The sequence below is a fragment of the Bacillus sp. MZGC1 genome (assembly GCF_002998605.1).
Classification (GTDB): domain Bacteria; phylum Bacillota; class Bacilli; order Bacillales; family Bacillaceae; genus Bacillus.
The window spans coordinates 124,712-151,631 of the sequence record NZ_PVRE01000002.1 but is presented as its reverse complement, the minus strand read 5'-3'; the positions used below and the strand labels follow the sequence as shown (position 1 = coordinate 151,631).

At 39.4% G+C, this 26,920-nt stretch carries 31 protein-coding genes and 2 pseudogenes; 15 read left to right on the top strand and 18 right to left on the bottom strand.

All coding sequences use genetic code 11. The annotated features are described in order from the left end of the window. Nucleotides 1-140: 140 nt before the first annotated feature. The 8 genes from C6Y06_RS05835 to C6Y06_RS05800 form a co-directional block, all read right to left on the bottom strand. Nucleotides 141-938 carry a PD-(D/E)XK nuclease-like domain-containing protein gene (locus tag C6Y06_RS05835; protein ID WP_106036631.1) on the bottom strand — a complete coding sequence of 266 codons (798 nt, stop codon included), beginning with the start codon at nt 936-938 and terminating at the stop codon, nt 141-143. Continuing rightward, nucleotides 910-1,803 carry a hypothetical protein gene (locus C6Y06_RS05830; RefSeq protein WP_105927717.1) on the bottom strand — a complete coding sequence of 298 codons (894 nt, stop codon included), beginning with the start codon at nt 1,801-1,803 and terminating at the stop codon, nt 910-912. The genes C6Y06_RS05835 and C6Y06_RS05830 overlap by 29 nt, the downstream gene beginning before the upstream one ends. Continuing rightward, on the bottom strand, nt 1,803-1,982 hold the full coding sequence (locus tag C6Y06_RS05825; protein WP_106036630.1) for a hypothetical protein: 180 nt from the start codon (nt 1,980-1,982) through the stop codon (nt 1,803-1,805). Before C6Y06_RS05825 ends, C6Y06_RS05830 begins: the two co-directional genes overlap by 1 nt. Then, nucleotides 1,975-2,259 carry a hypothetical protein gene (locus C6Y06_RS05820; protein WP_098676744.1) on the bottom strand — a complete coding sequence of 95 codons (285 nt, stop codon included), beginning with the start codon at nt 2,257-2,259 and terminating at the stop codon, nt 1,975-1,977. Before C6Y06_RS05820 ends, C6Y06_RS05825 begins: the two co-directional genes overlap by 8 nt. 208 nt (nt 2,260-2,467) lie before the next feature. Then, nucleotides 2,468-2,752 (bottom strand): YqaH family protein, encoded by a 285-nt coding sequence (locus C6Y06_RS05815; RefSeq protein ID WP_223251435.1) that lies wholly within the window; start codon nt 2,750-2,752, stop codon nt 2,468-2,470. Further along, nucleotides 2,749-3,318, bottom strand: a complete 570-nt coding sequence (locus C6Y06_RS05810) for a helix-turn-helix domain-containing protein (protein ID WP_106036629.1) — start codon at nt 3,316-3,318, stop codon at nt 2,749-2,751. Before C6Y06_RS05810 ends, C6Y06_RS05815 begins: the two co-directional genes overlap by 4 nt. A 66-nt stretch (nt 3,319-3,384) precedes the next feature. Beyond that, entirely contained in the window at nt 3,385-4,074 is a 690-nt protein-coding gene (locus tag C6Y06_RS05805) for an ORF6C domain-containing protein (RefSeq protein ID WP_106036628.1), read from the bottom strand. Further along, nucleotides 4,071-4,376 carry a hypothetical protein gene (locus C6Y06_RS05800; protein ID WP_008348790.1) on the bottom strand — a complete coding sequence of 102 codons (306 nt, stop codon included), beginning with the start codon at nt 4,374-4,376 and terminating at the stop codon, nt 4,071-4,073. The genes C6Y06_RS05805 and C6Y06_RS05800 overlap by 4 nt, the downstream gene beginning before the upstream one ends. 66 nt (nt 4,377-4,442) lie before the next feature. Here C6Y06_RS05800 and C6Y06_RS05795 point away from each other — a divergent pair, with 66 nt between their 5' ends. Next, on the top strand, nt 4,443-4,754 hold the full coding sequence (locus C6Y06_RS05795) for a hypothetical protein (protein WP_106036627.1): 312 nt from the start codon (nt 4,443-4,445) through the stop codon (nt 4,752-4,754). On the opposite strand, the gene C6Y06_RS20020 is transcribed toward C6Y06_RS05795, so the two are convergent. Both C6Y06_RS20020 and C6Y06_RS05790 read right to left on the bottom strand, forming a co-directional pair. Continuing rightward, nucleotides 4,751-4,894: a hypothetical protein gene (locus C6Y06_RS20020; RefSeq protein WP_185847329.1), complete on the bottom strand. Its 144-nt coding sequence runs from the start codon at nt 4,892-4,894 to the stop codon at nt 4,751-4,753. The genes C6Y06_RS05795 and C6Y06_RS20020 overlap by 4 nt on opposite strands. Before the next feature lie 23 nt (nt 4,895-4,917). Beyond that, nucleotides 4,918-5,142 (bottom strand): helix-turn-helix transcriptional regulator, encoded by a 225-nt coding sequence (locus C6Y06_RS05790; RefSeq protein WP_106036626.1) that lies wholly within the window; start codon nt 5,140-5,142, stop codon nt 4,918-4,920. A 165-nt stretch (nt 5,143-5,307) separates the two neighbouring features. On the opposite strand from C6Y06_RS05790, the gene C6Y06_RS05785 reads away from it, so the two are divergent. From C6Y06_RS05785 to C6Y06_RS05765, 5 genes are all read left to right on the top strand, one after another. Then, nucleotides 5,308-5,676, top strand: a complete 369-nt coding sequence (locus tag C6Y06_RS05785; protein WP_106036625.1) for a helix-turn-helix domain-containing protein — start codon at nt 5,308-5,310, stop codon at nt 5,674-5,676. A gap of 56 nt (nt 5,677-5,732) precedes the next feature. Next, the gene (locus C6Y06_RS05780; protein WP_106036624.1) at nt 5,733-6,083 is read left to right on the top strand and encodes a helix-turn-helix domain-containing protein; all 351 of its coding nucleotides are present in this window, start codon (nt 5,733-5,735) and stop codon (nt 6,081-6,083) included. Nucleotides 6,084-6,384: 301 nt separating this feature from the next. Then, the gene (locus tag C6Y06_RS05775; RefSeq protein ID WP_106036623.1) at nt 6,385-7,146 is read left to right on the top strand and encodes a hypothetical protein; all 762 of its coding nucleotides are present in this window, start codon (nt 6,385-6,387) and stop codon (nt 7,144-7,146) included. 65 nt (nt 7,147-7,211) lie between these two features. Continuing rightward, on the top strand, nt 7,212-7,715 hold the full coding sequence (locus C6Y06_RS05770; protein ID WP_106036622.1) for an ImmA/IrrE family metallo-endopeptidase: 504 nt from the start codon (nt 7,212-7,214) through the stop codon (nt 7,713-7,715). Between the two features lie 14 nt (nt 7,716-7,729). After that, entirely contained in the window at nt 7,730-8,923 is a 1,194-nt protein-coding gene (locus C6Y06_RS05765) for a site-specific integrase (protein WP_106036621.1), read from the top strand. Nucleotides 8,924-9,001: 78 nt separating this feature from the next. On the opposite strand, the pseudogene C6Y06_RS05760 reads toward C6Y06_RS05765, so the two are convergent. Beyond that, a pseudogene (locus C6Y06_RS05760) lies at nt 9,002-9,244 on the bottom strand (competence protein ComK); the annotation flags it as partial. Nucleotides 9,245-9,533: 289 nt separating this feature from the next. Between C6Y06_RS05760 and C6Y06_RS05755 the strand changes: the two are divergent. Continuing rightward, nucleotides 9,534-9,770 carry an IDEAL domain-containing protein gene (locus tag C6Y06_RS05755; protein ID WP_060595937.1) on the top strand — a complete coding sequence of 79 codons (237 nt, stop codon included), beginning with the start codon at nt 9,534-9,536 and terminating at the stop codon, nt 9,768-9,770. 56 nt (nt 9,771-9,826) lie between these two features. Here the strand turns inward: C6Y06_RS05755 and C6Y06_RS05750 are convergent, their stop codons facing one another. Beyond that, entirely contained in the window at nt 9,827-10,687 is an 861-nt protein-coding gene (locus tag C6Y06_RS05750) for an SDR family oxidoreductase (protein WP_106036619.1), read from the bottom strand. A 145-nt stretch (nt 10,688-10,832) separates the two neighbouring features. On the opposite strand from C6Y06_RS05750, the gene C6Y06_RS05745 reads away from it, so the two are divergent. The 5 genes and pseudogenes from C6Y06_RS05745 to C6Y06_RS05730 all read left to right on the top strand — a co-directional run bounded on the left by C6Y06_RS05745 (nt 10,833) and on the right by C6Y06_RS05730 (nt 15,933). After that, complete coding sequence (locus C6Y06_RS05745) at nt 10,833-12,365, top strand: FAD-dependent oxidoreductase (RefSeq protein WP_106036618.1); 1,533 nt, start codon at nt 10,833-10,835, stop codon at nt 12,363-12,365. Nucleotides 12,366-12,456: 91 nt separating this feature from the next. Continuing rightward, nucleotides 12,457-12,996 (top strand): annotated as a pseudogene (locus C6Y06_RS20595) (protoglobin family protein); the annotation flags it as partial. A 144-nt stretch (nt 12,997-13,140) separates the two neighbouring features. Continuing rightward, on the top strand, nt 13,141-13,752 hold the full coding sequence (locus tag C6Y06_RS20590) for a methyl-accepting chemotaxis protein (RefSeq protein ID WP_404841025.1): 612 nt from the start codon (nt 13,141-13,143) through the stop codon (nt 13,750-13,752). Between the two features lie 61 nt (nt 13,753-13,813). Beyond that, complete coding sequence (locus tag C6Y06_RS05735; RefSeq protein ID WP_106036616.1) at nt 13,814-14,398, top strand: histidine phosphatase family protein; 585 nt, start codon at nt 13,814-13,816, stop codon at nt 14,396-14,398. Nucleotides 14,399-14,787: 389 nt separating this feature from the next. Next, nucleotides 14,788-15,933, top strand: a complete 1,146-nt coding sequence (locus C6Y06_RS05730; protein WP_060595933.1) for a serine alkaline protease SapB — start codon at nt 14,788-14,790, stop codon at nt 15,931-15,933. A gap of 43 nt (nt 15,934-15,976) precedes the next feature. Here C6Y06_RS05730 and C6Y06_RS05725 read toward each other — a convergent pair whose 3' ends face one another. Then, nucleotides 15,977-17,260 carry a M48 family metallopeptidase gene (locus C6Y06_RS05725; RefSeq protein ID WP_106036615.1) on the bottom strand — a complete coding sequence of 428 codons (1,284 nt, stop codon included), beginning with the start codon at nt 17,258-17,260 and terminating at the stop codon, nt 15,977-15,979. Between the two features lie 177 nt (nt 17,261-17,437). Between C6Y06_RS05725 and C6Y06_RS05720 the strand changes: the two genes are divergently transcribed. Continuing rightward, nucleotides 17,438-17,845, top strand: a complete 408-nt coding sequence (locus C6Y06_RS05720; RefSeq protein ID WP_066031080.1) for a YhfM domain-containing protein — start codon at nt 17,438-17,440, stop codon at nt 17,843-17,845. Nucleotides 17,846-17,959: 114 nt separating this feature from the next. On the opposite strand, the gene C6Y06_RS05715 is transcribed toward C6Y06_RS05720, so the two are convergent. From C6Y06_RS05715 to C6Y06_RS05705, 3 genes are all read right to left on the bottom strand, one after another. Further along, complete coding sequence (locus C6Y06_RS05715) at nt 17,960-19,513, bottom strand: fatty acid--CoA ligase family protein (protein WP_060595931.1); 1,554 nt, start codon at nt 19,511-19,513, stop codon at nt 17,960-17,962. A gap of 171 nt (nt 19,514-19,684) precedes the next feature. After that, complete coding sequence (gene lplA / locus C6Y06_RS05710) at nt 19,685-20,674, bottom strand: lipoate--protein ligase (RefSeq protein WP_060595930.1); 990 nt, start codon at nt 20,672-20,674, stop codon at nt 19,685-19,687. A 2-nt stretch (nt 20,675-20,676) separates the two neighbouring features. After that, complete coding sequence (locus C6Y06_RS05705) at nt 20,677-21,420, bottom strand: MBL fold metallo-hydrolase (RefSeq protein ID WP_189288341.1); 744 nt, start codon at nt 21,418-21,420, stop codon at nt 20,677-20,679. 156 nt (nt 21,421-21,576) lie between these two features. Here C6Y06_RS05705 and yhfH point away from each other — a divergent pair, with 156 nt between their 5' ends. Further along, nucleotides 21,577-21,714, top strand: a complete 138-nt coding sequence (yhfH, locus tag C6Y06_RS05700; protein WP_008359029.1) for a protein YhfH — start codon at nt 21,577-21,579, stop codon at nt 21,712-21,714. A gap of 339 nt (nt 21,715-22,053) precedes the next feature. Continuing rightward, the gene (gene gltT, locus C6Y06_RS05695; RefSeq protein ID WP_034663550.1) at nt 22,054-23,343 is read left to right on the top strand and encodes a glutamate/proton symporter GltT; all 1,290 of its coding nucleotides are present in this window, start codon (nt 22,054-22,056) and stop codon (nt 23,341-23,343) included. Nucleotides 23,344-23,359: 16 nt separating this feature from the next. Here gltT and C6Y06_RS05690 read toward each other — a convergent pair whose 3' ends face one another. Both C6Y06_RS05690 and C6Y06_RS05685 read right to left on the bottom strand, forming a co-directional pair. Beyond that, nucleotides 23,360-24,421, bottom strand: a complete 1,062-nt coding sequence (locus C6Y06_RS05690; protein ID WP_106036613.1) for a M42 family metallopeptidase — start codon at nt 24,419-24,421, stop codon at nt 23,360-23,362. A 143-nt stretch (nt 24,422-24,564) separates the two neighbouring features. Beyond that, nucleotides 24,565-26,874 (bottom strand): YhgE/Pip domain-containing protein, encoded by a 2,310-nt coding sequence (locus C6Y06_RS05685; RefSeq protein ID WP_106036612.1) that lies wholly within the window; start codon nt 26,872-26,874, stop codon nt 24,565-24,567. Nucleotides 26,875-26,920 lie beyond the last annotated feature (46 nt).

The following is a 26,920-nucleotide window of genomic DNA, read 5'->3' as shown; positions in this document are numbered from 1 at the left end:
GATATAAGTAAGCCCAGTTTCGTTTCTCTTAATGAAGTCTTTTACATATGACCTAAACAAACTGGCTTGATCTTTGCTTGATTCTGATAAAGACAAGTAAGCATAAGGGATAGGGACCTTTATCAAAAAATCCTTTTCCATCAACCGATCAGCTCCGAAAAATGAATGATCCTGTTTAATTGATTTGTGGAACGACAATACTTACATTTTCCGCACCGGTTTGGCGGCTCACCGCCATGTTTCACTTGAATGATTCGCTCCATATGCTTTTCAATATCTTCAAGCTCGACTTCCATTCTGGAATTGTCTATGTTGATAACGGCTTTGTCTGGTGGATCTTCTTTTGAAATGGCAACAATAAGAGGCTCAAGCCATTCATCCCTTTTAAACATTTGCCTTTCTAACTCTGCATAAATTGCCATTTGTCCTATATATCCGTAAGCCTCTACAAATGAACAATAGCCTAGTTCTTGATCCCAAACTTTTTCACGAAGGGAACGTGTTGTCTTTAAATCTGCGAAACGTCCTCCATTTGGGTTGTAGACATCGAGCTTGCCTTTCCACGGAACACCAAACAATTCACCAGTAACAACGACTTCTTTCTCTCCTTGAAGAACAAACATACACAGATCATCGTTTTGAATTGATTCAATCATGAGATCAGCTAATTGATATTGCTTGTACAGCTGGCCCTTTTGAGTGAATAATGATGGTGTATTCATTTTGAAGGAATCGAATGCCTTTTCACCTTCTAACCAAGCATGAACATACTGTCCGAATAGAAGAGCCTCAGAGGACGGCGGCTTCCATTCTCCGTTAATCTTTGCAATCGTAGCCGCCTCACACTCTAAGAAACTTTTATATTGAGAATTAGACATGTAGACTTTATCTATCTCATTAGAGTAATAGTTATCTTGATTGATCACCGGAATCCCCATTTACAGGATCACCCGCCTTTTTATTGCTTTCTTTTTGTTCCTTCTGTTTTTGGAAATCTTCTTCTGCCTTTGACTTGGTGGCACTGCTAACCTTCACATTGAAGTAATCTTCTTTCTTTGCCATACCATCACGTAAGGAAGTGTAAATACGACCAATCTTGAGATAATCTTGCTCAGTAAAAGCATCCAAGTTGCTCCCTACATATTCTTCGATCATTTCTTTAGTAACACCAAATTCAGTTTTAAAAGCTGATAAGGCGTTTCTCAAACGGTCCTCTAACGGCTCCTTATGTCCGTTAATCAATGTTTTTTGACACATATCAACAGCGGCATCTACAATGTCTCCTGGTATTACTCCAAGAATGCAGGCACGAACACGGCGTGCCCCTAGATTAGCCACAAGCTCATAAATATCTCTCGAATCATTCAACTTAGTTACGGTTCCCTTAGCTTTCCGTTCATGTTTTACCGTGAATATTTTTGTTTGTCGTGTATTTGTCTCAAGATCCCACGCATACGCCATTACTGACGATTCACCCGCTTTTTGTTCTAGCTCAATTATCCCGTAATCAATATTCCCCCAGTTCTGAGCCAAAGCCTCAGCAAGCCGGATAGAAGGACCCGAAATTTTCGATCCACCTTTTGGGTATTCGTAAACAGCACTCTCAGCTAACAGCTTTCTTTCACATGCTTTCTTAATTCGCTCAAATGCAGCATAGACGTCTCTCGGAAATTTTTTTGCTATCACCATCGCCGCCTGAACCTCTTGCGCCTGCCTGCTCACCATTGCTTCTGTTGTGACGGAAGGTGCTGCATTTCCTTGTGGCATATATGTTGAGTAATCAATATTGGTTAAACCATTCATTACATTTCCACCTTTCTGCGATAAGCCGCCTGCCCCAATTGAATGTATTTTTGTTTTGCTTGAGCGTTCGGAAAGTTGAACACAGGTTGTCCCTTTTTGTAGTCGATCCAACCGCCTGCTTGCTCTAAACGCTCCTGCGCTTCACGGCGATGGTCAAAGCTGATTTGATATTTACTCATCTGAATCACCTTCCTCAGATAGTTTGTTTTTGTTTCTATCAAGGTAGGCAAAACCATCACTTGTCAGAACAGCTCCGAAATAAGGAAGCTGGTCTGCTCCTGTTAATCCAGCAATGCTCGGATCATATTGCTCCAGTTCGTCAAGCGGCACCAATTTAACAAATGATGGATCAAACGCTTGAACCTCTCTTAATAAGTGAGCTTCCATGAAACCCCAAATTGTTGCGCCTTCTCCAATGTCTTTCATTATTTGCAGATGATTTTTTGATAATTCCATCATGTATACCTCCGTCATTGATTTTCATGTGTTTTCTTGGTATACTGTCGGTACCTAATCGAAGCAGTACACCTTAAAACTCGCTATGCCAAGCGGGTTTTTTTATTTGTCTTCATCGTCTTCCTCTTCATATCCGTCTCTTTCATGTTCATCTTTCCAATGACTCTTTGGATAACCAAAACTATTAATCTGCGTTACCATCGGATGCTCAATATTCAATGGTTTCAGTCCCTTCGTTGCGTTTGACAAGCTCAAGACGCACACCATATTTCTGTTGGATTTCCTTGGCTTTATTAATTAAAAGACCCTTGTTTCCCATCCTCATTAGATCCTCACTAATGATTTCAACGCTTCCACCTAGACTTGCTAGTTCGTCATAATCACCATCTGTTAGTGCTTGGTGAGCAAGGTGTAAAAGCTGGTTTATGGAATCAATTTTGGCTTTTGCTTTCGATAAATCTTCTTTCAAAAACTGTTTTTCAATCATGCTCATGCTAGAACTGCCTCCCTATCTTGCCTTTTGTGCATTGCTACCTCTGCGACAATGGCTTTTTTCGACCATTTTTCCGTCAGGTCTTGTATCTTCAAGTCAAACTCACGAGCCATTGAGTACATGAGCGTTTTGTTTGCCTGCGTCAGATCATAAATCTGTTTTATCGCTTGCATCGGAAGCTCCCCATGTTTTCCCGGGCGGGTATTGTTCAACCATTCGGCAAGCTCACCGATAGCCTTTTGTGCGTCTTTCATTTCCTGCACCAAGTTGATCAGGGCCTTATGAGCGCAATCATTCAAGGCGGGATTAATTGGAGCGGCTGCCATTGGATGAAGCTTGAAAATGAAATGAACAAGGTCAATGTGTTCATATGCTCCACAAGCTTTGAACCAGTTGATGCACAATTCAGGTGTAGGTCTGACATAACCATTTTCAATGTCTGATACATTACGCTGATCACGCCCTCCAATTAATTTGCCTAGCTGATACTGTGAATATCCGGCTTCTTTCCTTACTCTCCTCATGATTTCAGGTAAATTCCGCTGATTATACGGGCTGTTCTGCATTTGTTCCCATCCTTCTTTATTCGATTTTTATTGGTAAAATTTATTAATGAAGGGACACGGCAGGATCTAGGAAACCCTGCGTGGAACCCAGTTAACGATGTAATTCACGGCAGCTTGCATGTCTTTTCGTTTTACATCTTTGTAACTTGATACACCGAAGCGATCTTTGATCTCACGATAAAGCTCTTTGAAAAGTCGATTTCTTTCGTTTTTGTCATCTGTGAAACTGTAAATTCTAGTAGCGACCGCTTTTTGAATACGTCTTTGTTCACCATGATCAATTGTGATCTGCTCATCCACTTTGGTGTTCAATTCAAGGATTTTCTTTTCATGAGTGCTGATTTTTTTATTCATTTCATCCTGCCGTTGTGATGTTTCTAATAAGAGTTTAAGAGACTCTATTCTCTGCTCTCTTTCGGTTAAAGGTTTAGGAACACCAAAGTGACCATTTTTTCTAATTGAAGGTATGACTTCAATTGCTAGCCAATCTTGAAATTGTTCTGCAACTTCGTTAGATGCTTTAAATGCCAGCTTGTACACAAGTGGTTCAGGAATGAAATCACCTCTCCCCACTTCTGGGGAATTTTTCGGAAGGTATTCATTCACTCGCTCCCATCGAATGTACTGTTTGTTATTTTTCTCTTGGATAAACCCTAGAGATTTCGCAACTTGTTCAGCATCAAAAATGATTAGATCACCTTCGATTTTTACTGATACTTCAAACATTTCATTTTTGAATAACTGTGGGTTGTTCATGCTGTTACCTCCTGAATGTATGAGGAATTTTGTTCAATCCATCGAAACACTAGATCTCTTGGGTAACGACCGCTAATTTCATTGAATTTTGGAAAATCAGGCCTTGATGTGATTTTCCATACAGGGCTTCTTGAAGCTGAAAAGATTTCTTGTAAATGCTGGTTTGTCAGTAAAGGCGGGTACGAGTTTTTATTCATTCCGTCTTCAACGCCTTTTTCATAAGCTGCCTGAAACAACTTTTGCATTTGATCTTGAAACACGGTGGCTGTCATTTCGTCAAAAGTGATTACTGTCTGTGGCATGTCATAACCTCCTATTGGATTTTTCTACCTTTCAGCCGATATTATCTCTGAAAGGTGGTGAAACATATGGAAATCAAGGGGTTTAAAGAATTTGAAAAACAACTCGAAAAAATGTCTAAGGCTGCTGATGATCTTCAAGGATCTAACGAAGTTCCTTTTGAAGAGTTGTTTACAGATGCTTTTTTGAGAAAAAACACTAATTTTTCATCCTACAATGAATTTGAAAGTGGAGAGGTTTTCTCAAAGCATGAAAACTTAGATCAAATACCTGAAAATGAATTAGATGATTATGTTTTAAATAACACTAAATTCAGTTCATGGAGAGAAATGCTTAATACAGCTGGTACTGAGTATGTGGCTAGAAAGCTTGGTTTTTAATCAATTTTCACATTAGGTGTAAATGATTCAATTTGACTAAGTGTTTGTTTGAGTTGTTCGATTTGGTACCCAGCCTTATCGAGCAGCTCTTTCAATTCATGTTGATTTGTTACGTGAAGACTTACGTTGCTTTTTTCCATGTTCTTGCTCCTTTCATTTTGAATTACGCTGTGTTTGTCTGAGATTCTTGGACTCTAAGATTTAAAAAAAGATTATTTATATCGCATCCAAGTACCTCAGACAATTTGAAAGCTAATGGTAATGTTGGATTTGATACACCATTCTCCCAATTGCTAATAGTTGTCTTTTGACATTCCAAAATTAGTGCGAGTTCATCTTGTGTATATCCCTTAGCTTTCCTTGCCAAAATTAAGTTTTGATTCTTCATTAAGTCACCCCCTATCGTCCAAGTAAGTTGGATTATTAACATCAGTTTATATCCAAACAACTTGGATGTCAATGGTTAAGTTTGATTTTCTTGGACTTATGTTTATTTTCCACTATATTCATGTACAATATATTTGAACTATTATGATAGATAGGTGTGGTGGGTATGCTACCTGAACGAATAAAGAAGCGAAGAATTCAACTAGGTTTAACTCAAACCCAGTTAGCAGAAAAAGTTAATACAAAAAAGACTACTATCTCAAACTATGAGACTGGATATAGTACACCATCTACTGAGATGCTTTCTGATTTAGCGGGTGTTTTACAAACTACAGCTGATTACTTACTAGGAAGAACAAATAATCCGTCATTTGATGAAAATGAGACTATTAATGAAATTGATGACCCGGATTTACAAATTGCTTTCAAAGATGCTTCTGATTTTTCTGAAGAAGCTAGAAAACAAACTATAGACTTTATCAATTACATTAAAGAAAAAGAAAAGAAAAGCGGCCGCACTTTTAAAAAAAAATAAAATTAAACAAAACCATTGCAATATCCATAGATGCTTATTAGTTGAAGGGGACTGTCATGCTCTCTAAAAGAATAAAGAGTGTCAGAAAAGATAAAGGATTAACACAGGAAGAACTAGCTAAACGTCTTAAAACAACAAAAGGAACTATAAGCAATTATGAAAACGGACATAGTACACCTTCAAATGTCATGCTTAAAGATTTAGCTGATGTATTAAATACAACAACAGATTTTCTTCTTGGTAGAACTGAAAATATTGCTTCGAGTCATAATGTATATGATTCTGATTTGCAAATCGCTTTCAATGAAGTTTCCAACTTTTCCAAAGAAGCTAGACAAGAAACGATTAATTTCATCAATTACATAAAACAGAAAGAGCAGATGAAAGATCGTAAACCAAAAAACTAAACAAATATATTAATTATTCTTTTGTTTATATTTCTTTGTTTAGTTTTGTTTAATTAATGCTGAAGGTTCTGCTGTAATTTTTACAGTAATACCTACAATTGAACGATCATTCAACTGTAAAAATTACAGTAGAGTCTACAATCATTTCTTTCTCAACTGAGGGTTGTGCTGTAATTTTTACAGTTGAAACCACACCTTAGAATGTTAATATTTTCGTTTTTTGTTGAATTATTGAATGAGGTTATGTGATCTCTAAAGAGAGATAAAGATCACTCATAATAAACTTTAAGGGGAATTTAATATGAAAAATATCTCAACCGTTCTTTCTGTACTTTTTCTATCATTTCTATTAGTTGCTTGTGGTAACTCATCTACATCCGGGGAGACTAGCAAAAAAACAAAAGAAGAAACAAATGAGAAAAAAGAGATCGTTAAGACTAAAGTTGCTGATAAAGCAGCATACATATGGACAGACGATTCTATCGGTGGCTTAACTCAAATAAACACATATGCAGTTATAAAAAACACTGGAAACACTACAGTAGATGTAACGAACACAAAAATTACATATTTAAATAAAGAAAAAGAAGTCTTAGGGGTTACGAAGGCTAACCAACTATACACAAACATTTCCCCATCTATTATAGAACCAGGAGAAACTTCTTATTTAGGAATAAAAGATGATGCAACTGAAGAAATGGAAAATTTAGATGACATTAAAATTGAGGTTTCACCTGTCACTGTAAAAAATAATATGATTAATTTGATTCCATCAAAAGAAAAGGTAATAACGAGTGACAACTGGGGCGGAGATGTAAAGGTTACTGGATTATTAAAAAACAATACAAATAAAAATGCTTCTGCATTAGAAGTAGCAGCAGCCCTATATTCAAAGGAGGATAAATTTCTAGGTGTAATGTTTCTGAGTTCAAATGATGAAACAGAAATTCTCCCGAAAAAGGAAACAAGTATTGAATTAGCTATACCTGGTTTCCCTTCAAATAAGATAAATGAAATAAGTAAAGCAAAATTGGTTGCAAAAGCACCTGAAATTGAAGATTAGCCTATTAAAGGGCTTTTCTTTTCAAATAAAAACAGAACATACATTCTTATTTTAGGGGTGATTAGATGAAAGGACTATCTCATTTAGAAGAAGAAGTGAAGAAAATATACACAAAAATAAACATGCTTACGCCAGAATCAATTGACATGGAACTTATGGCAGCTTCACTAAAAATATGGCTTCACTTTGAAAGAAGGCCTAGCATCGTTTTCTGTGTGAATGGCTCGTACAGCATGGTCATTGATAAACGTTTAAACAAAAAACAACAATGGGAAGAATTTGGTCACGAACTGTGTCATGTAATTAAGCACTATGGCAACCAGTTTGATATGCACAAGCTCTTTCGAGAATTGCAAGAATATCAGGCTAATAGTTTTATGTATCATTTCTGTGTGCCCTCCTTTATGCTTCAAAAATTGAACCTGCCTTCTTTGCAATCTGAAGCGATAAAGCTAATTGGAGACACCTTTAATGTGACTTATTCTTTTGCCGCTGCGCGCTTAGAAATGTTTAGAAGGAAAAGCTTTGCTTTTGCTTTATATGAGAATTCCTTAAAACAAATTAATTGAGGAGGATTTTTAACATGGCAAGTATTCAAAAGTATGAAACAAAAAAAGGCATCCGATGGATGTATGTCATTGAAAATGGAATTGACCCCAAAACAGGTAAAAGACAACGGATACCAAAGCGTGGTTTTTTGAGAGAAAAAGATGCCAAACAAGCTGCTGCTGAAATGGAGTATATTCTTGGTAAAGTTAAACTCGATATGAAGAACAAAATAACTTTCAAAGAGCTTTGCGACGAATGGCACTCAGTATACAAACTGTCTGGAGTTAAAAACAGCACTTTACGAACTAGGAAAAAAGAAATTAAACACCTAAATAAACACCTTGGTCATAAAAGAGTTAAAGAAATAACTGATAAGGACTATCAAAAAATGTTAGTGAAATTAAAAGAAGGAGGAGAATTATCAAAAGGAAATATTAGCAACATACACTCTGTAGCTAAAATGGTTTTCAGGAGGGCTAGACAACAAAAAATCATTTTAGATGATCCGACAGAATTCGCTCAATTACCTAAAGACATTAAAACCGTTGAGGAGTTAGAAAACCAATCAATCGAAGATAAATACTTTGAAAAAACTGAACTCAAAACTTTTCTGGACACAGCTAATAGAGATTTCGATCATGAATATTTCACAATGTTCTTCCTATTGGCTTGGACAGGCATGAGGGTTGGTGAATTAGCAGCACTTAAATGGAGTGATGTGGATTTTGAAAACAACAGTATCAGTATCACAAAAACATATTTTAATGATAAGGACAATACTAAAGAATTTGAAATTTTAACTCCAAAAACAAAAGGTTCCATTAGGGTTATTGATATAGAACCGGAAGTAATTTCAATTTTAAAAACTCACAAGGCTAATCAAAATGCAGTTAAAATTGCGATTAAAGATGAATGGTTCGATGGTAACTTTATTTTCGGGAGAATGAAGAGAACAAAGTATTATGGTTATCCCCCATTTGTCAAAACGATTGAACATCGTTTCAATACTGTTTTGAAAAAGTCAGGTATTAAAAAAAAATTAACACCGCATTCTCTTAGACACACGCATACTTCGCTGCTTGCAGAAGCCGGTGTAGATCTTCATAGAATTATGGCCCGTTTAGGACATACTGAAGATAAAATAACACGATTAGTTTATTTACACATTACCAGTGATAGGAAAAAAGAGGCTTCAAAGATGTTTGGAGACCTTATGAGAACCGTTTGAAATTGTTTTGGCATCAAAAGGGCATCAAAAATTTTCATTTGTGCCCCCAATCCCTTATATATCGAGCCTTTTATTCCTTAACGGAGGCTTGTGAGATATTCCTGTTACTTCATATGTTCCCGCTTTTCTGCCCGCATAGCTTGAGCCGAAGAATCTGCAACTGCGTTCAATAATTTGCAGGGGCTTTAATTCAACGTAAAAGCTTGTCTCTCTTTCTATGACTTTTGAATATACTCTTTTTCCTTCTTCAACCGGAAGGACCGCCATTGTTGTTTGATTAATGACGTATGAATCTAAAGGTGTTTCACTAATTCCTGACACTTCATTTCCTCCTGTGTTAATTTTTGGTTATTTTAGATACTATTAATCTATCACCAACATATAAGAAACGACAGGATTTTTTCAAAATTTATTAAAAATCATCTTTTTATCGTATTTTTTAGTCCATTCGATCTATCGAAAAGCCTTTTTTAATGATATATCACATCCTGTCGATCGGACAAGAGATGTCGATTTCGCTCAAAAATAAATTGTCTAAAAATTATAAATTCTTGTTGATTTTTTCTCCGCCAATCCATATACTATAAAAAAGGCATCGGGGGGATTCTTTATGAAAGAGAAAAAAACGTATGCTGAGCTCATGAAGTCCCGCAACACCCAAAAAACCGAAGAAAACGGCGTCACTATTTTAGACATCTATATTCAAATGGTTTTAGATGAGGCGCTTTATAAACAGCGCTTAACCTTCCTTAGAGAAGAGATTGATAAGGCGCTGGATCAGCGTGATGTAAAGCGATTCAACGACCTGTCAGCTCAATATGCAGAACACTGCTTACATCAATCATGATGATTTTACTTGCGGCAAAGAGACAGCAACTCGTCTCTTTACCGCAAGTTTTTTGTTTATCCATTTAAAATGGTTCCGCCATTTACATGCAGGATTTGTCCATTCATATAAGAGGAGTCTTCGCTCGCTAAAAACAAATAGCTCGGCGCAAGCTCTACTGGCTCACCAGGACGTTCCATTGGAACATCTCCGCCAAATTCTGAGACTTCCTTTTCCGTAAAGGTCGATGGAATGAGCGGTGTCCAAATAGGCCCTGGGGCTACCCCATTCACTCTGATCCCCTGTTTAATGAGCGATAAAGATAATGATCTCGTAAATGTCACGACTGCCCCTTTTGTAGATGAATAGTCGATCAAGGTTTCATGCCCTTTATAGGCTGTAACAGATGTGGTATTAATGATACTGCTTCCTTTCTTTAAATGAGGAAGAACCGCTTTTGTTAAATAAAACATGGCAAAAATATTCGTTTGAAATGTTCGAAGAAGCTGATGCGAGGTAATCTGTTCAATGCTTTTTTGCGGATGCTGTTCCCCGGCGTTGTTCACCAAAATCTCGATGGAACCAAAAGCATCCTTCGTTTTTTTGACGACCTCGTTTGAAAACGCCTCATCTCCTAAATCACCTGCAATTAAAATGGCGCGGCCTCCCGCCTTTTCAATATAGTCCTTCGTTTCCTCTGCATCGCGGTGTTCACTCAAGTAAACAATGGCGACATTGGCTCCTTCCTTCGCAAACAAGACCGAGACTGCTCTTCCGATCCCGCTGTCTCCACCTGTCACAATGGCTGTTTTCCCTGCTAACTTTTTATCCGGCACCTCTCGATCAAAAACAGGTCTAGGGTTCATTTTATATTCCAGACCTGGACGTTCATTTTGATGCTGAGGCGGCAATGTTTTCTTCGGCTGCTTTGTTGACACGTCTGTCCACTCCTTCCTTTTATCTTGTTTATTTTTATGTGTTGGTTATTTTTTTATGTATGTCGAACTTGTTTCCTTTCAAATGTATGATTTTCATTATTGTGGAAAAATTATACACAACAAGTCACTAACTGGAGGCGACAACATGAAACAAGAACATAAAGGATCGGAACAGGCAAAATCGTTATGGATAGCAGAAAGCCAGAAGCATTCTTTTCCTGCAAAACATGAGGATCTCACAGCAGATGTCATCATTGTTGGCGGCGGTATTACCGGTATCGCTACTGCGTTTGAAATGACAGAGCGCGGGCTGGATGTCATCCTCATTGATGCCGATCAACTGCTGCAAGGTACGACCGGACATACGACAGCTAAGATTACCTCACAGCACGATGTGTACTACCATGAGCTGATTCAGCAAATTGGCATGCCCAAAGCTCGATTGTATGTAGAAGCAAACGAGAAAGCAAAAGAGCTGATTCAAGCTCGTGTCAAAGAGTACGACATCGATTGTCAGCTAGAGATAAAAGATGCTTACCTTTATACAAAGGAAGAAAGCGGTGTAAAAAAGTTAAAGAAGGAATTAGATGCCTACAAACAGCTTGGGATTGACCGAGAATGGAAAACAGCGCTTCCTTTTGATGCTGACATCAAAGCTGCCCTAGCAATGACGCAGCAGGCACAGTTTCATCCCCTTCATTATCTAAATGCACTAATCGACCAGCTCCTAGAGCGAGGTGTACGTATTTATGAACAGACAACTGCTGTTGACGTGAAAGAAGGAAACCGGCCTGCTGTCGTCACACAAGACGGACATCACCTGACAGGACGCTATATCATTTCCTGTTCGCACTTCCCTTTTTATGACGGGAAAGGACTTTATTTCACACGAATTCACCCAGAACAATCTTATGTGGTAGCAGCCAAAACAACGAAGCCGCTTCCAGACGGGATGTATTTAGGAATCGACCAGCCTGCTCATTCTTTAAGAACCGCAGAATGGCATGGTGAGGAAGTGGTTCTCATCGGAGGAGAAGGCCATAAAACTGGACAAGGCGGGGTTGAATCTGCTCACTATGAAGGATTAGAAAGGTTTGGAGACGCCACCCTTGGAATTGAAGAGGTGCTGTATCGCTGGTCGACACACGATATGGTCACAATGGATCAAATCCCTTACATTGGCCGCCTGACCAAACACCACCAAAATATCTTCGTTGCGACCGGTTTTAGAAAATGGGGCATGACGACAAGCCATGTCGCAGCCACTCTTATCGGTGATTTGATTGAGGGAAAATCGAATCCATACGAATCGATTTTTACGCCATCAAGACCTGTTTCTGACTCTTTCGTCAAAGATTTTATTAAAGAAAACAGCAATGTCGCTGCCAAGCTGATCAGTGGTAAATTAAAACGAACCGATCAAACAATTGATGATTTAAAGCCAGGCGAAGGCGGCATTGTATCTTACGAACATAAAAAATGCGGCGCCTTTAAATCAGAGGACGGGAATATCTTTCTTGTGGATACAACGTGTACTCACCTGGGCTGTGAAGTCGCTTGGAATAATAGCGACCGCACTTGGGATTGCCCGTGTCACGGTTCACGTTTTTCCATTACTGGAGAGGTAGTAGAAGGCCCAGCAAAGAAACCACTAAAAAGGTCTTATAAAGAACAGTAAAATTTTACTGTTTCCCTTTAAAAAATCCAATATTATCCGATAAATAATATAAAGTCTGATAATTTGTGATGATTATGGGGGGACCAAAACATTGTTATTTAAAAAAGAGACGAAAAGAAAAAACACTGCTTTTTTCACACAGCAGGATGATGGGATAAAACGAATCAACTTTTTAAACAATACGGATATCGCGAAACAAATCAAAATGATAGACCTGACGCAGCATGACCTCTTTATTCTAAAACAGCTCAATCCAATTGTTCAGGAGGATATTGCACATATCGTTGATAAATTTTATAAAAATTTAGAAGTCGAATCTTCCTTGATGCATATCATTCAAGATAATAGTTCTGTCGAACGTTTGAAAAAAACACTCCGCATTCATATTAGTGAAATGTTTGCAGGTGTGGTTGATGAAGCCTATCTGGCAAAACGAATTAAAATTGCGCAAGTTCATTTACGGATTGGCCTCCAGCCTAAATGGTATATGGCAGCATTCCAGGATCTTCTGCTATCGATTATGGATTTATTTGCTCAGCATATCCAAGATTTCAAAGAATATCAGACAGCAGTCAAAGCGACGACGAAAATCTTAAATTTAGAGCAGCAGCTTGTCCTGGATACATTCCAAAATGAATATTCTAAAATTCGTGATGAAGCAGAACAGCAGCAGCAGGAGCTTCATACAAAAATCACAGAAACATCAAATTCGCTTGCTTCTCTCTTCTCAAACACAACAAATGCAGTGGACAAGCTTGTATCAAAATCTGATGAGATGGCGGACATGTCGCAAGCTGGAACGCAAATTTCAGCACAGGTCGAGGAAAAATCGATCGGCGGTAAAAAAGAATTAGAAATTCAACAAACACAAATGAACCAAATTGATGGCAGCATGACAAAGATTGAAACAGAAATTAAGCGTTTAGAAGAAATCGCCAAACAGATTGAACAAATCTTTGGGATTGTCACAGGCATTGCAGAGCAGACGAATTTGTTATCTTTAAATGCCTCAATCGAATCTGCACGAGCTGGTGAACATGGTAAAGGCTTTGCTGTCGTCGCAAACGAGGTTCGTAAATTGTCAGAGGACACAAAGAAAACGGTTTCAACCGTGTCTGAACTCGTCAACAATACCAATTCACAAATCTCCATTGTGTCTCAGCACATTGGGGACGTGAATTTACTCGTGACAGACAGTAAAGAAAAAATGACTCAAATCAATTCGCTCTTCGATGATATCGTCAGCAGCATGAACTTAAGTAAAAACCAAAATGGAAAAATTGAAATCGACCTTCAAACCTTCCTTAACGAATTGAAGGAAGTCAAACAAACGGTGTCCCAAGTTGCCAGCTCAGTCGAATCCTTAACAAGTCTCACAAATCGCTGATCCAGTCTTTTTTCTTCTGCTTTAGTATAATAGAAGAAAAGATAGAAAAGGCGGGATTTGCTTGACAACAATTTGCCTAGTCAGACACGGGGAAACAGATTGGAATGCAGCGAAACGAATTCAAGGACGAACAGATATCCCTTTAAACGACACTGGTAAATGGCAGGCTGAACAAACGGGACTTTACTTAAAGAATGTCCATTGGGATGTTGTCATTTCCAGTCCACTCACAAGGGCAAAAGAAACGGCTCACTTGATTTTAAAACATGTAGATGCGCCTCTTGTCATCATGGATGATTTCATTGAACGTGATTATGGTGACGCTGAAGGCATGTCGTTTGAGGAGCGCCAAAAGCTGTTTCCAGATAAACAGTATCCAAACATGGAGCCGCTTGAGGCGATTCAAGATCGAATGGTAGAAGGCATTGAGAAAGTCAGAGCAGCCTATCCAAATCAACAAGTCCTGATCGTGGCACACGGCGCTGCTATCCATGCTTTACTTACCACCTTAGCGGATGAACATCTGGGTCTAGAGAACACGAGACTTGTCAATGCTTGCTTAAATTATGTGGAATGGAAAGATGGTGAATGGAAGGTCCTTGATTACAACGTGGTCAGCCATTTAACTCAATCCTCCCCTTCTTAAAGAACCTGTTATTGTAACAGGTTCTTCTTTTTAAATGACAAAAACAAAAAAAATAATATTTTTTTATATCGAAATTCGAAATAGATGCTAGACGTTTCTACCTATTTTAAGGATTTTCGGGTATCGAATATTTGTCCGAAAATGGATCATAAGAAAAAAAGCACACTTCCTTTTTAATAGATAACCGCTGAAACAGTAGAACAAACATATTTTCCCAACGTTTCCAAGTGACTTAATTCCCCAATTTTCGCTAGGACTTTCACAAAAATTCGGGTCTACTCTTATTTGCCTACTTCCCTTAAACTGAATATACAGAATAATCAAACGAATCATTCTTATAGACTACGAATGATTATTCTGAAATAAGAAAAAAGGGATGTGGATTGTGCGTGAAAAAGAAAAATGTGATGACAAGTGTTTTATTGGCTGTCCCTCTTCTGTTTTCAGCAGGGTTTGGAGGCTCCATGGCAAATGCCGAGACGGTCTCAAAGTCAGATAGTGAAAAGAGCTATATTGTTGGCTTTAAAGCCTCTGCCACCACAAACAGCTCTAAGAAACAAGCCGTCACTCAAAATGGCGGAAAACTAGAAAAGCAATATCGTCTTATTAATGCCGCACAAGTAAAGATGTCCGAACAAGCCGCAAAAAAACTTGAACATGACCCTAGCATTGCTTACGTAGAAGAAGACCACAAAGCAGAAGCATATGCACAAACCGTCCCTTATGGAATCCCTCAAATCAAAGCTCCAGCTGTACACGCTCAAGGTTATAAAGGTGCTAATGTCAAAGTAGCTGTCCTTGATACTGGAATCCACGCTGCACATCCTGACTTAAATGTTGCAGGCGGTGCCAGCTTCGTCCCTTCAGAGCCAAATGCCACCCAAGACTTTCAATCACATGGAACTCACGTAGCCGGAACCATTGCTGCCCTTGATAACACAATTGGTGTTCTTGGGGTCGCTCCAAGTGCTTCCCTATATGCTGTTAAAGTATTAGACCGCAATGGCGACGGACAATACAGCTGGATCATTAGCGGTATTGAATGGGCTGTAGCCAATAACATGGATGTCATCAATATGAGCTTAGGTGGACCAAACGGTTCAACAGCGCTTAAAAATGCCGTTGATACAGCAAATAACCGCGGAGTCGTTGTTGTGGCGGCCGCAGGTAATTCAGGTTCCACTGGCTCTACAAGTACAGTTGGCTATCCAGCAAAATATGATTCTACAATTGCCGTTGCCAATGTAAACAGCAGCAATGTCAGAAACTCGTCTTCCAGCGCAGGTCCTGAATTAGATGTTTCTGCACCTGGTACTTCTATTTTAAGTACAGTACCAAGCAGTGGATACACATCTTATACTGGAACTTCTATGGCGTCTCCTCATGTAGCAGGAGCAGCAGCGCTTATTCTTTCTAAAAATCCGAACCTATCAAATTCACAGGTTCGCCAGCGCTTAGAAAACACGGCAACACCGCTTGGTAACTCCTTCTATTACGGAAAAGGGTTAATCAACGCTCAAGCAGCTTCTAACTAAACAAGCGCGAAAAAAATCCGGCTGATCCAGCCGGTTTTTTTATTTATTGCTTCCTCGACGTTTCCTCTTTTTCCGCTGCATTTTCCATCTCCATGATTCTCTCCATCATGGTTGGGTGTCCATAGCGGAAGACCTTCACTAAAAGCGGTGGATTCACCTGAGACAGCCCTGATTTTGCAAGCTTTTGAAAAGACGTCACCCCTGCCTCTCCGTCTTTTGTCAGGTTTACCGCATATTCGTCAGCTGCTCGTTCTTGATGTCTTGAAACTGCATTTGTAAAAGGTGAAGTTGCAAATGACAGCATCGATACGATAATGAGAAGAAGCGGAAGAGCAGCGATGTCGTTTGACACCCTCAGCCGAAATGGAACTGCTCCCTTTTGATAAAAATAAAAATAGAGACGGTCAATCGCAAAAAATCCGGCAAGTGACAGCACTAGATATCCTGCTAATCCTATATAGACATGCTTCATGACGTAATGTCCCATTTCATGTGCCATAATAAATAAAATTTCGCGATCTTTCAGCTTTTGCAGTGTCGTATCCCATAACACAATACGCTTATTTTCACCAATCCCTGTGACATAAGCATTCATTGTATTCGTTTTCTCAGACATATTGACCTCATATACATGATCTGCCGGGATATGTGCTTTGTCTGCAAGCGTTAAGATCTTGTTCTCAAGAGCTTGATCCTTTAGTGGATAAAAATTGTTATATAACGGATCAATGACGACCGGCTGTATAAAGAAGAGAAATAGCGTGAAGGGGACTGTCAAACACCAAGCATACAGCCACCAACGCTTTCTTCTTTTTTGAATGAGCCAAAAGAATACAATAGCACATAGGGCAAGAAGTGGATATTGAATCCAGAAATCCAGTATTTGATCTTTAAACCAGCTTGCCGTACTTTGAGCAGATACTCCGTAGTGCAAAGACAGCTGATAGCCAATCCACTTAATGGGCAATGAAATCAGCATTGTCAAAAGCGACAACACAAACACATATACAAGTTTGCTTAAAAATGTGAAACGAGCTGCTGCCAGGCTCCAGTCTGCTATTTTTCGTGAAAACCTTGAAATGAGCAGAAGAAAAAAAACATACCAATCTAATGGAATTGTCATGAAATACAGCAGATTACGTATGTTCGAGAAATTCTCGCTGATGACAAGTTCATGGCTTGTCATAAAGGTATGCGGATCTGCACTTGTTCCTTTTACACTTTCAGGAACCGATGAATCCCCAAATAGAAACAAATAAGAATAAATAAAAAGACCGTACAATATGTAAGCTACCGTTGCAAGAGCTACCCATTTACGTACTCGCACTGGTCAGCCTCCTTTCCATCCCTCTCTCTATTCTAATCAACCATTTTTTTGTTTAGAACCTGTCTCATGTGGCTCCATCATAGCATGCCCCATCTGAAAAAGCTTTCGCGAAAAAAATGATTATGCTACTCGAAAATCGGAGATGCTACATATAAAACAGAGAGTTGGAGGATTAAAATGAAGAAAATCCTTGCAGGAGTTGTGATCTTTGGACTTTTACTCATTACCTTCTTTTATGTGTTCAGCCGGACGAGCGAAATCTTTGATGAGAATCGAGCAGAAAAATTGCTGCTTTCACCTGCAAACGAGTCCACTTCTTATGAAATAGATGATAAGGACACAGCAGAAGATTTAATAGAAGAATTAAACAAAGGCAAACAAACAAGCAATCATCTTAAGAAAAATTTAAAGGAACCAGATTATATCGCCAAGGTGATGTACGGCCGAACAAACGGCACAACCTTTCAGCTCTGGACGAGCCGATCACAGGTCGTTTTTTTAGTAGATGGGACTTATTATGAACTGAATCAAAAACAGTCTAATTCTTTTCAGAAACAGCTAAAAGAAGCGATTCAAAAGAGCTAAAATTTTATTTTAGCCCTTTGTCTTCTTTTCAGCGTGATAGAAAACCTTTTCAGACCTGAATGCGAGGGTTTGTCTAAACGCTGAGGGAGCCTCCTCATAAGAGACTCCCTTTTTTTATTTACTTTCTTCTGCTTGATACTTTTCCTTTAGTGCTCTTCTTAAAATTTTACCTGTTGTGTTCTTTGGAATATCATCTATGAAATGGATCGTTTGGGGCTGCTTATATTTCGCTAAAAAGCGTGAACAATGTGTGATGATGTCTTCTTGATTGATGTGAGCATGTTTCTTAGGGGAAATGTAACAGACGACAGCTTCTCCGGTGTTCGGATCTGGCACACCGATGACGACGGCTTCTGCTACAGCTTCATGTTGATAAAGCACTTCTTCTACTTCTCTTGGATAAACATTATACCCGCCAACGAGAATCATATCCTTTTTCCGATCGACAATATAAATGTATCCTTCTTCATCTCTTCTCGCTAAATCACCGGTATACAGCCAGCCGCCTCTTAGTGCAGCTTCAGTATCTTCTGGCATTTGATAGTAGCCTTTCATAATGTTTGGTCCTTTTGCTATCAGCTCTCCGACTTCATTTGGACCGACTTCTTCTCCCAGTTCATTCACGATCTTATTCTTCACATTCATAATGTCGGTCCCAACTGAACCGGGTTTTCTTTTTCCATCAAGAGGATTGAATGCAGTTACTGGGGAAGCCTCTGATAATCCGTAGCCCTCCAGCACCGTGACACCAAATTTTTTCTCAAAACCGTGAAGTAAGGCAACAGGCATTGAGGCACCGCCAGATATACAAATCCTCACTGAGGACATCGCTTCCTCGTGCCCTTCCTGGCAGTACAAATAGTTATACATAGTGGGAACACCAACAAATAACGTTGGCTTCTCTTTTTCCATCATACGCAAAAGCTCCGATGGGCTGAAATGCGGCATGACATAAATGGTCGCGCCATGAATCAATGGTGCATTCATACAAACCGTTAAACAAAATACGTGGAACATCGGCAAAGCGGCGATGACCTTGTCCTTTTCATCAATGGATAGGTACTCAGCGACGTCTCTGGCATTTGAATAAAGGTTGAAATGAGTCAGCATCGCACCCTTTGGTTTTCCTGTCGTGCCAGATGTAAATAGAATAACTGCCGTATCATCCTGATGAATAGAAGGATGCACGTTCTCTTTCGCATGACCAGACACAAGCTTTCCAAAGAAGACAAGACGATCAGATACTTCCTTAAAACTTGATCTGCATGCAGATTCATTTTCTGCACAAATAATCACTCGTTCAATAGACGGAAGCTGTTCGTACACCTGCTCGTACACTGGCAGTAGCTGTTCAGGGGCAACAATGCCTTTTACATCACCTGTAATCAGCATATAGCCAATTTCACTAGGCGTGTATGTTGGATTGACTGGTACTACGACAAGTCCTGCCTTTAAGGCACCAAAAAAAGAAATGACAAAATGCGGTGAATTTCCTAAAATAAGCGCGATATGGTCCCCAGCTTGAAACCCTTCGTTGACTAATCCATCTGCAAATCGCTCGATACTTGTCATCAGCTCTCGATAGGTCCACTTATTTCCTTCAAAGATCAGTGCGATATTTTCTCCTTTCGTCATCGCCGTCTGCTCTAGATTTTTGATCAAATCCATTCTCCCACCCCTTACACGTCATTAATGAATGAATAGCCATTCATTTTATGGCCAAACATTCCTCCTTTCTATTATAATAGACAATCGAAAAAATCCACAAGATCAAATGTGAATCGCTTTCATTTCTTTCAATCAAAAAAGCACCGCTATCTCTAGCCGTGCTTGTCCCTTTTAATAAATCAAATCAAGAAAATCCTCTTTTGATACGTTGCCGAAGTAGTGGCGCATATCCATATCTTCTAATACGTCGCTGATCGTTTTGCGATCATATTGCTGCCCAATGAGTCTTTTTTCAATATCAGCAATATCCCCTACACCAAAGAAATCACCAAAGATTTTGCAGTCTTGGATGATGCCTTTTTTCACTTCTAATCGAAGATCAATGGAGCCTGCTGGGAATCTTTTAGAATGCTGTAAATTAAATTTCGGTGAACGGCCGTAGTTCCATTCCCATTTTTGATATCGATCCCGAGAAATCTCGTGAATCTTTTCCCAATCCTTCTCAGTCAACTGATATTGAGGGACATCCCCATTCGTATCGAAAATGTAGCTTAAAAGAATTTTTCTAAATTCTTCTGTTGTCATCTTTTGATCCATCAATTCACTAATATTGGCAACCCTGCTTCTAATGGATTTAATGCCTTTTGATTCAATCTTTTCTTTTTTCACATTTAAAGCCGAAACGACATGTTCGATTTCTGAATCAAATAGCAGCGTGCCATGGCTGAAAATACGTCCTCTTGTAGCGAACTGGGCATTTCCAGAAATTTTTCGTCCATCTGCCATAATGTCATTTCTCCCGCTTAATTCCGCTTTGACACCAAGCTTTTCAAGCGCTTTGATGACTGGCTCGGTGAACTTTTTGAAGTTATGGAAGCTGTCCCCATCATCTTTTGTGATAAAACTGAAGTTTAAGTTTCCTTTGTCATGGTAAACTGCACCACCACCGGACAGGCGGCGGACAACTTTGATGCCGTTGTCTTCCACATACTTCGTATTGATTTCTTCTATTGTATTTTGGTTCTTTCCAATAATAATCGACGGCTGATTGATGTAAAACAGCAAATACGTTTCATCAGGATCTAAATATTTTAAGCAATACTCTTCTATTGCCAAATTAATCATTGGATCATAATGTTGTTCGTTATCGATAAACAGCATCTCTATCTTCCTTCCTTGTTCCATCTAAGCCCTGAATGGGCAAGCTGTATATTGCCAGTATATAACGCCTGTGCTTCATTGACTAGGTCTTTATGACGACCAAAATGGGGCAAATGCGTGATGATGAGTTCCCCAACATTTGCTTCCCTTGCAAGCTTGCCCGCCTCTGTACTGTTCATATGTCCTGCACCCGATCCGTCCTGTCCAGCATAAAAATTGCTTTCAGCAATCAGTAGATCTGCATCCTTGCTAAATGGGATAAATGCGTCCTGATAACTTGAGTCTGCTGTATACACCACCACAGCATCCCCTGCCTGAATTCTCATAGCATAGCATTCTGCCGGATGAACCGTTTTCAAAAAATCAATTTGAAATGGACCAATTTGAATACCCTCTTCTGGCTGATAAGCCTCTGCCTTAGTATGTACATCATCCGCAAGTCGCCCAAATGCTTTTTGATCACCCGTATGTCCATAGATCGGAAGCGGACCGCTGCTTTTTCCTAAATGATATCCCACTAGCTTCGCATATTGGAGTGGTCCGATATCCGCAATATGATCGTGGTGATAATGAGAAAGGAGAACAGCATCTAGTTCTTCTATATCCATGTATTGCTGCAGTTTGGAAAGAACACCGCTCCCGCAGTCTACAAGCAGACGAAATCCATCTGATTCAAAAAGGTACCCTGACGTCGCTTTACCAGCGGCCGGAAACCCTCCGCAGCATCCAATGACAGTTAATTTCATCGTCATTTTTCCCTCCTTTTCTAAAAATCCCCTTCTTACAATATACCCATTTTTCATGAAAAAAGCATTCTTCTTGCCTATTGTTGCAAAACAGATTGACAATTATCAATCTGTTATAATACAATAATAGCAACAAAATGTATTGGAGGATGACAAATGCTAGGAAAAATCACTGAGTTTTTTAGAAATTTGCCCTCAAAGAAATGCACAAAATGTGGAAATGATTTAATGGAACAACACGAGTGTTACGGTAATGAATGTGAGGAATGCTCACAAGTAAGTTATCTTAAATAAGGTAAAAAATTGAATTAAAAAGCACTTTTTTCCTCCATCGTCAGTTGGAGTCAAAAGTGCTTTTTATTTTTTCTAAAAAATAGGTAAAAAGGTAAAACCCTTGTCCTAAAAGGGTTTTTTAGTATTTTCATATGATGAGTTTTAGTTCTGAAGACACTTTTTATTGACTTGAATCAATAAAGGAGGTTCTAAATGTTCATTTTTTCAAACAATTTTGTATTTTCTTAATATAATTTAATCGTGGACGAGCCTCTTTAATTTTAGTTATACTTTAATTCATATATTAAAACTTAATATGATGGGAATATTCCTTTAATGAATATGTTAGGGAGGAAATCTATGAAAAAATTAAAATTTGGATTAGCTACACAAATCCTAATCGGTCTTATTCTCGGTGTCGTTGTTGGGGCAATCTTTTTCGGTAACCCAGGCGTTGAGACTTATTTAAAACCAATTGGAGACTTCTTCTTAAGACTCATTAAGATGATTGTTATACCAATTGTCGTATCTAGCTTAATTTTAGGTGTTGCAGGTGCCGGTGATGGTAAAAAAGTAGGGAAACTTGGTTTTAGAACTATTCTTTATTTTGAAATTATCACAACATTTGCGATTATTCTTGGTCTTGCGCTTGCAAACTTTGTTCAACCTGGTGCAGGCGTTGACTTTGGAAATACGGAAAAACAAGATATTAGCCAGTATGTTGAAACGGAAAAAGAGCAAAGCAGCAAATCAGTTGCTGATACGTTCCTTCATATCGTTCCAACGAACTTCTTCCAATCATTGGCGGAAGGTGATTTGCTTGCGATTATTTTCTTCACTGTGTTATTTGCTCTTGGCGTTTCAGCCATTGGTGAACGCGGCAAACCAGTGCTCGCCTTCTTCGAAGGTGTATCACACGCCATGTTCCATGTCGTCAATGTTGTGATGAAAGCTGCACCATTTGGTGTCTTCGCACTCATTGGTGTGACTGTATCAAAATTTGGTCTTGAATCTCTTATTTCATTAGGTAAGCTTGTAGGTCTTGTTTATTTTGCGCTCGCTCTCTTCCTTATCGTTGTATTCGGAATTATTGGAAAGATGATTGGCGTCAATATTTTCAGATTTCTTGCTTACATGAAAGACGAAATGCTTCTTGCCTTTAGTACATCCAGCTCTGAAACAGTTTTACCAAGAGTCATGGATAAAATGGAACGCATTGGATGTCCGAAGGGAATTGTTTCTTTCGTTATCCCAATCGGTTATACGTTTAACCTAGACGGCTCCGTACTGTATCAAGCTATTGCTGCGCTTTTCCTTGCACAGGTATATGGCATTGACCTCACGATCGTCCAGCAGCTCACACTTGTTCTTGTACTGATGGTGACATCTAAAGGAATGGCTGCCGTTCCTGGCACTTCCTTTGTTGTATTACTCGCAACATTAGGAACGATCGGTGTACCTGCTGAAGGTCTTGCATTTATTGCAGGTGTGGATCGTATCATGGATATGGCGCGAACAGTTGTTAACTTAACAGGAAATGCACTTGCAGCTGTTGTGATGTCTAAATGGGAAGGACAATATGACCCTGAAAAAGGACATCGCGTGATGACTGGACAAGAAGTACCTGAACCGACACAGCTTTCAAGCTAACGAAAAAGAACCCCATCTATCGGGGTTCTTTTTTCGTGATTAATTCTGATTGAACATAGTGATAAAGGAGATTCGCTGTATGGACGAGAGAATCTTCATGTGTTCGTTCAAATGCATGCGAGGAATCTATGCCAGGACCAATCAGTCCATGAATGATATCATATCCTGCTCTAATGGCTGCTGATGCATCAGAGCCGTAATAAGGGTAAATATCTAGACGGTAATCAATATTGTTCTCCTCTGCTAATGCGGCTAAATGCTTGCGTAATCCAAAATGATAAGGACCGCTTGAGTCCTTCACACAAATAGACACACTGTATTCATCTGTTGATTGACCATCGCCGATAGCTCCCATATCGACAGCGAGGTATTCCACCGTTTCTTCTGGAATATTGGAATTTCCACCGTAGCCAATCTCTTCATTATTGGAAATTAAGAAGTGCGTCGTATGCGGCAATGTGATGTTTTCCTTTTGAATGCGGTGGATGAGTCGCAGCAAGAGCGCCACACTTGCCTTGTCATCAAGGTGTCTTGATTTAATAAAACCTGAAGACGTCACTTCCACTCTAGGATCAAATGAGATAAAGTCCCCTACTTGAATGCCAAGTGCTTTGACATCGTCTGCATTTTGCACCTTTTCATCGAGTCGGATCTCCATATTCTCTTGGTTTCGTTTTGCTTTTCCCGCATCCGCATAGACATGAACTGACGTTTGATGCATGAGAATGGTTCCTGTGTATGTATGGCCTGAAGCGGTTTCAATTTCACAGTATTCACCTTCGATTGAGTTATACTGAAAGCCTCCAATGAGTGCAAGACGAAGCCGTCCATTTGATTTAATCTCCTTTACCATCGCACCAAGCGTATCGACATGTGCTGTCAGCATGCGGTGTTCCTTATCATCGGTTCCTTTAATAGTGGCAATTAAGCCGCCCTTTCGATTTCGTTTTGTCTCAATATTTACATCCTGTAAAAAGCGTTCAACAAAGCCAATCACCTTTTCTGTATTCCCTGACGGACTTGGGATCGATACGAGCTTTTGAATCAGCTGAACGGTTTCGTTTACTTCAGTTGTCATTCGGCATTTCCTCCTTTGTCTGAAAACAATTCCTTCCATGTATGCCTTTTATAGCATCTCTTCTTAAAATATATCGCTTCGGGTTCAAGATGTCTAATTTCAAATCAAAAATCCTTCCTCTATAAAGAGAAAGGATTTCTTGATTAAGCTTCGTCTTGTTTCATTTTTCTTACGTTCCAAGCAAAGTAAGCTGTTGTTGCCGCCATCATGATGATCGCAACTGTTCCAAGAATCGCTGCTTGGTGCCATAAATAGCTGTCATCACCGCTTGCAATGATCGTTCTAAATCCATTGATTGTATACGTCATTGGAAGCAGACTATGAATGACTTGGAAGAATTTAGGAACAAGCTCAAGCGGGAATGTACCAGCACTTGCTGCGAGCTGAAGAACTAAGATAATGACGGCAATGAAGCGTCCTGGGTTCCCCATTGTTGTCGCTAGCAGCTGAATGATCGCTAAGAATGTCAGACTGACGATGATTGCAAAGAGATAGAAGCGCCAGAGGCTTTCCACCTCAAGACCAAGCCCAAAGATGAGCATCGTACTTGCAATGACTGCTTGCAGGATACCGACAAGCAGAAGCACGCTATATTTGCTGACAAACCATTCAAACGCATTTCTAGGGCGTCCAGCAGGGTCTTTCATTGGGAATACAACGGTGAGCATCAGAGCCCCAACAAAGAGTCCCATGGATAAAATATAAGGCGTGAGCCCTGTTCCATAATTATCAATCTTTTTCGCTGTATCATTCTCTGTTTTAACAGGGCTTGCAATCATATTGTAATTGTCTTGATTTGCATCAATTTCCCCTGTTTCATCAGCGGCGCTTTTCAATTTATTGGACAGCTTACCTGTACCGCTCTTTAAATCTCCCAATCCTTTATCAAGCGATTTTGAGCCTTCGGCAAGCTTAGATGTATTGCTTTGGATATTTGTTGAACCACTTTCCAGCTTATTTAACGCTGCGCTAAGCTGGCTTGATCCATTTGCAAGCTTATCCGCTCCGCTTTTCGCCGTATCAAGCTTTCCATTTGCTGTTTGCAGGCCATCTTGTAATTGGCCTTGACCTGTTTGAAGCTTCAATGCACCTTGATATAATTTATTCGTACCAGATGTCATTTGGTCGATCGCATTTTGTATCGCGACTGTAGACGTGTACAGCTGTTCTGTTTTCTTTGGCAGCTGTTTGACTTGCTGCAGCTGAGCTTTTGCAGATGCAACCGCAGACTGTACCTCACTTGCATCAGGCAGTTCCTGCAAGGCCGCTAAGCTTTGTTCGAGTCCAGACAGATCAGGCAGTTCGATTTTAGGCAGACTGTTCAGCTGATCCATTGCCGCCTTTTTCTCTTCATCTGTCATGGAGCTGTTTTGGATAATGCTTTTTACTTTAGCATCTCGATTTGATAATGCTTCTTTTAATGAAGCAAGTTTTGTACTGAACGTTTTTGCGTCTTTTTTCACCTGATCGAGTTTAGGCGCCATCTTTTCAAGATTCGCTAATTCTGGTGACGATAAGACTTTTTCTACTGCTGCAATTTTTTCTGAAAAGGATTGTGCTTTGTTGTTTAACTGCTCAATGCCTGCTGTGAATTGCGGCATTTTAGAAGCGAGTTGCTGATGTCCTTCTTTGCTTGTGTTTAATCCTTCGGTTAATGTATCAATTCCTGTACCAAGATCTCCAAATTTCTGATCAATGGTTTGATAGCCTGTTAAGAGCTGACCGAGCCCACTGTCTAGAGACTGTATGCCTGTGTTCAGTTCACCCATTTTCCCTGCGAACTGATGAACACCTTCGCTATAGGTTAACGTACCTTCAGCCAATTTGGCTAAGTTGTCTTTTAACTTTGTACTGCCATCTTTTGCGCTTTTTGTTCCGTCATCAATTTTCTTCGCGCCATCGCTTGCTTGATCTAATCCTTTTGCAATCGTTTTGAAGTTATCAAAGATGACCTCGGCGTAATTTTTTGTGACTTCCTTTGAAACCGAATCTTTTAATTTGATAATGGCATTATTCGCAATTTGTGACGCCGCATAGTTTGCGCCTGGATTCGTATAATATTTCAGATTCGATTTTTTCGGATGTTTATCTAACACTGTACTTGCATTTTTCGAGAAGTCTTTTGGTATTTCCACAACGAGATAATAATCCTCGTTATTTAATCCCTTTACGGCCTTTTCTTCACTATCGACAAAATTCCATTTGAAATTATCGTTTTTCTTTAATTCCTTCACTAAATCATCGCCGACATGAAGGGTTTTCCCGTCATAATGACTGCCTTCATCCAAGTTGACAACCGCTACAGGCAGTTGATCAACTGTACCATATGGATCCCAATATGCTTTTAAAAATACACCACTGTAAATCAGCGGAATAAATAAGACAGCTAAAATCGGGATCAGTAGTTTTTTGCTCGTTACAATGTCTTTCCATTGATTCCGAATTAAATTCATTGCTGTTTTCCTCCCATAGATGAATGACTAAATATAAAATTTGGTC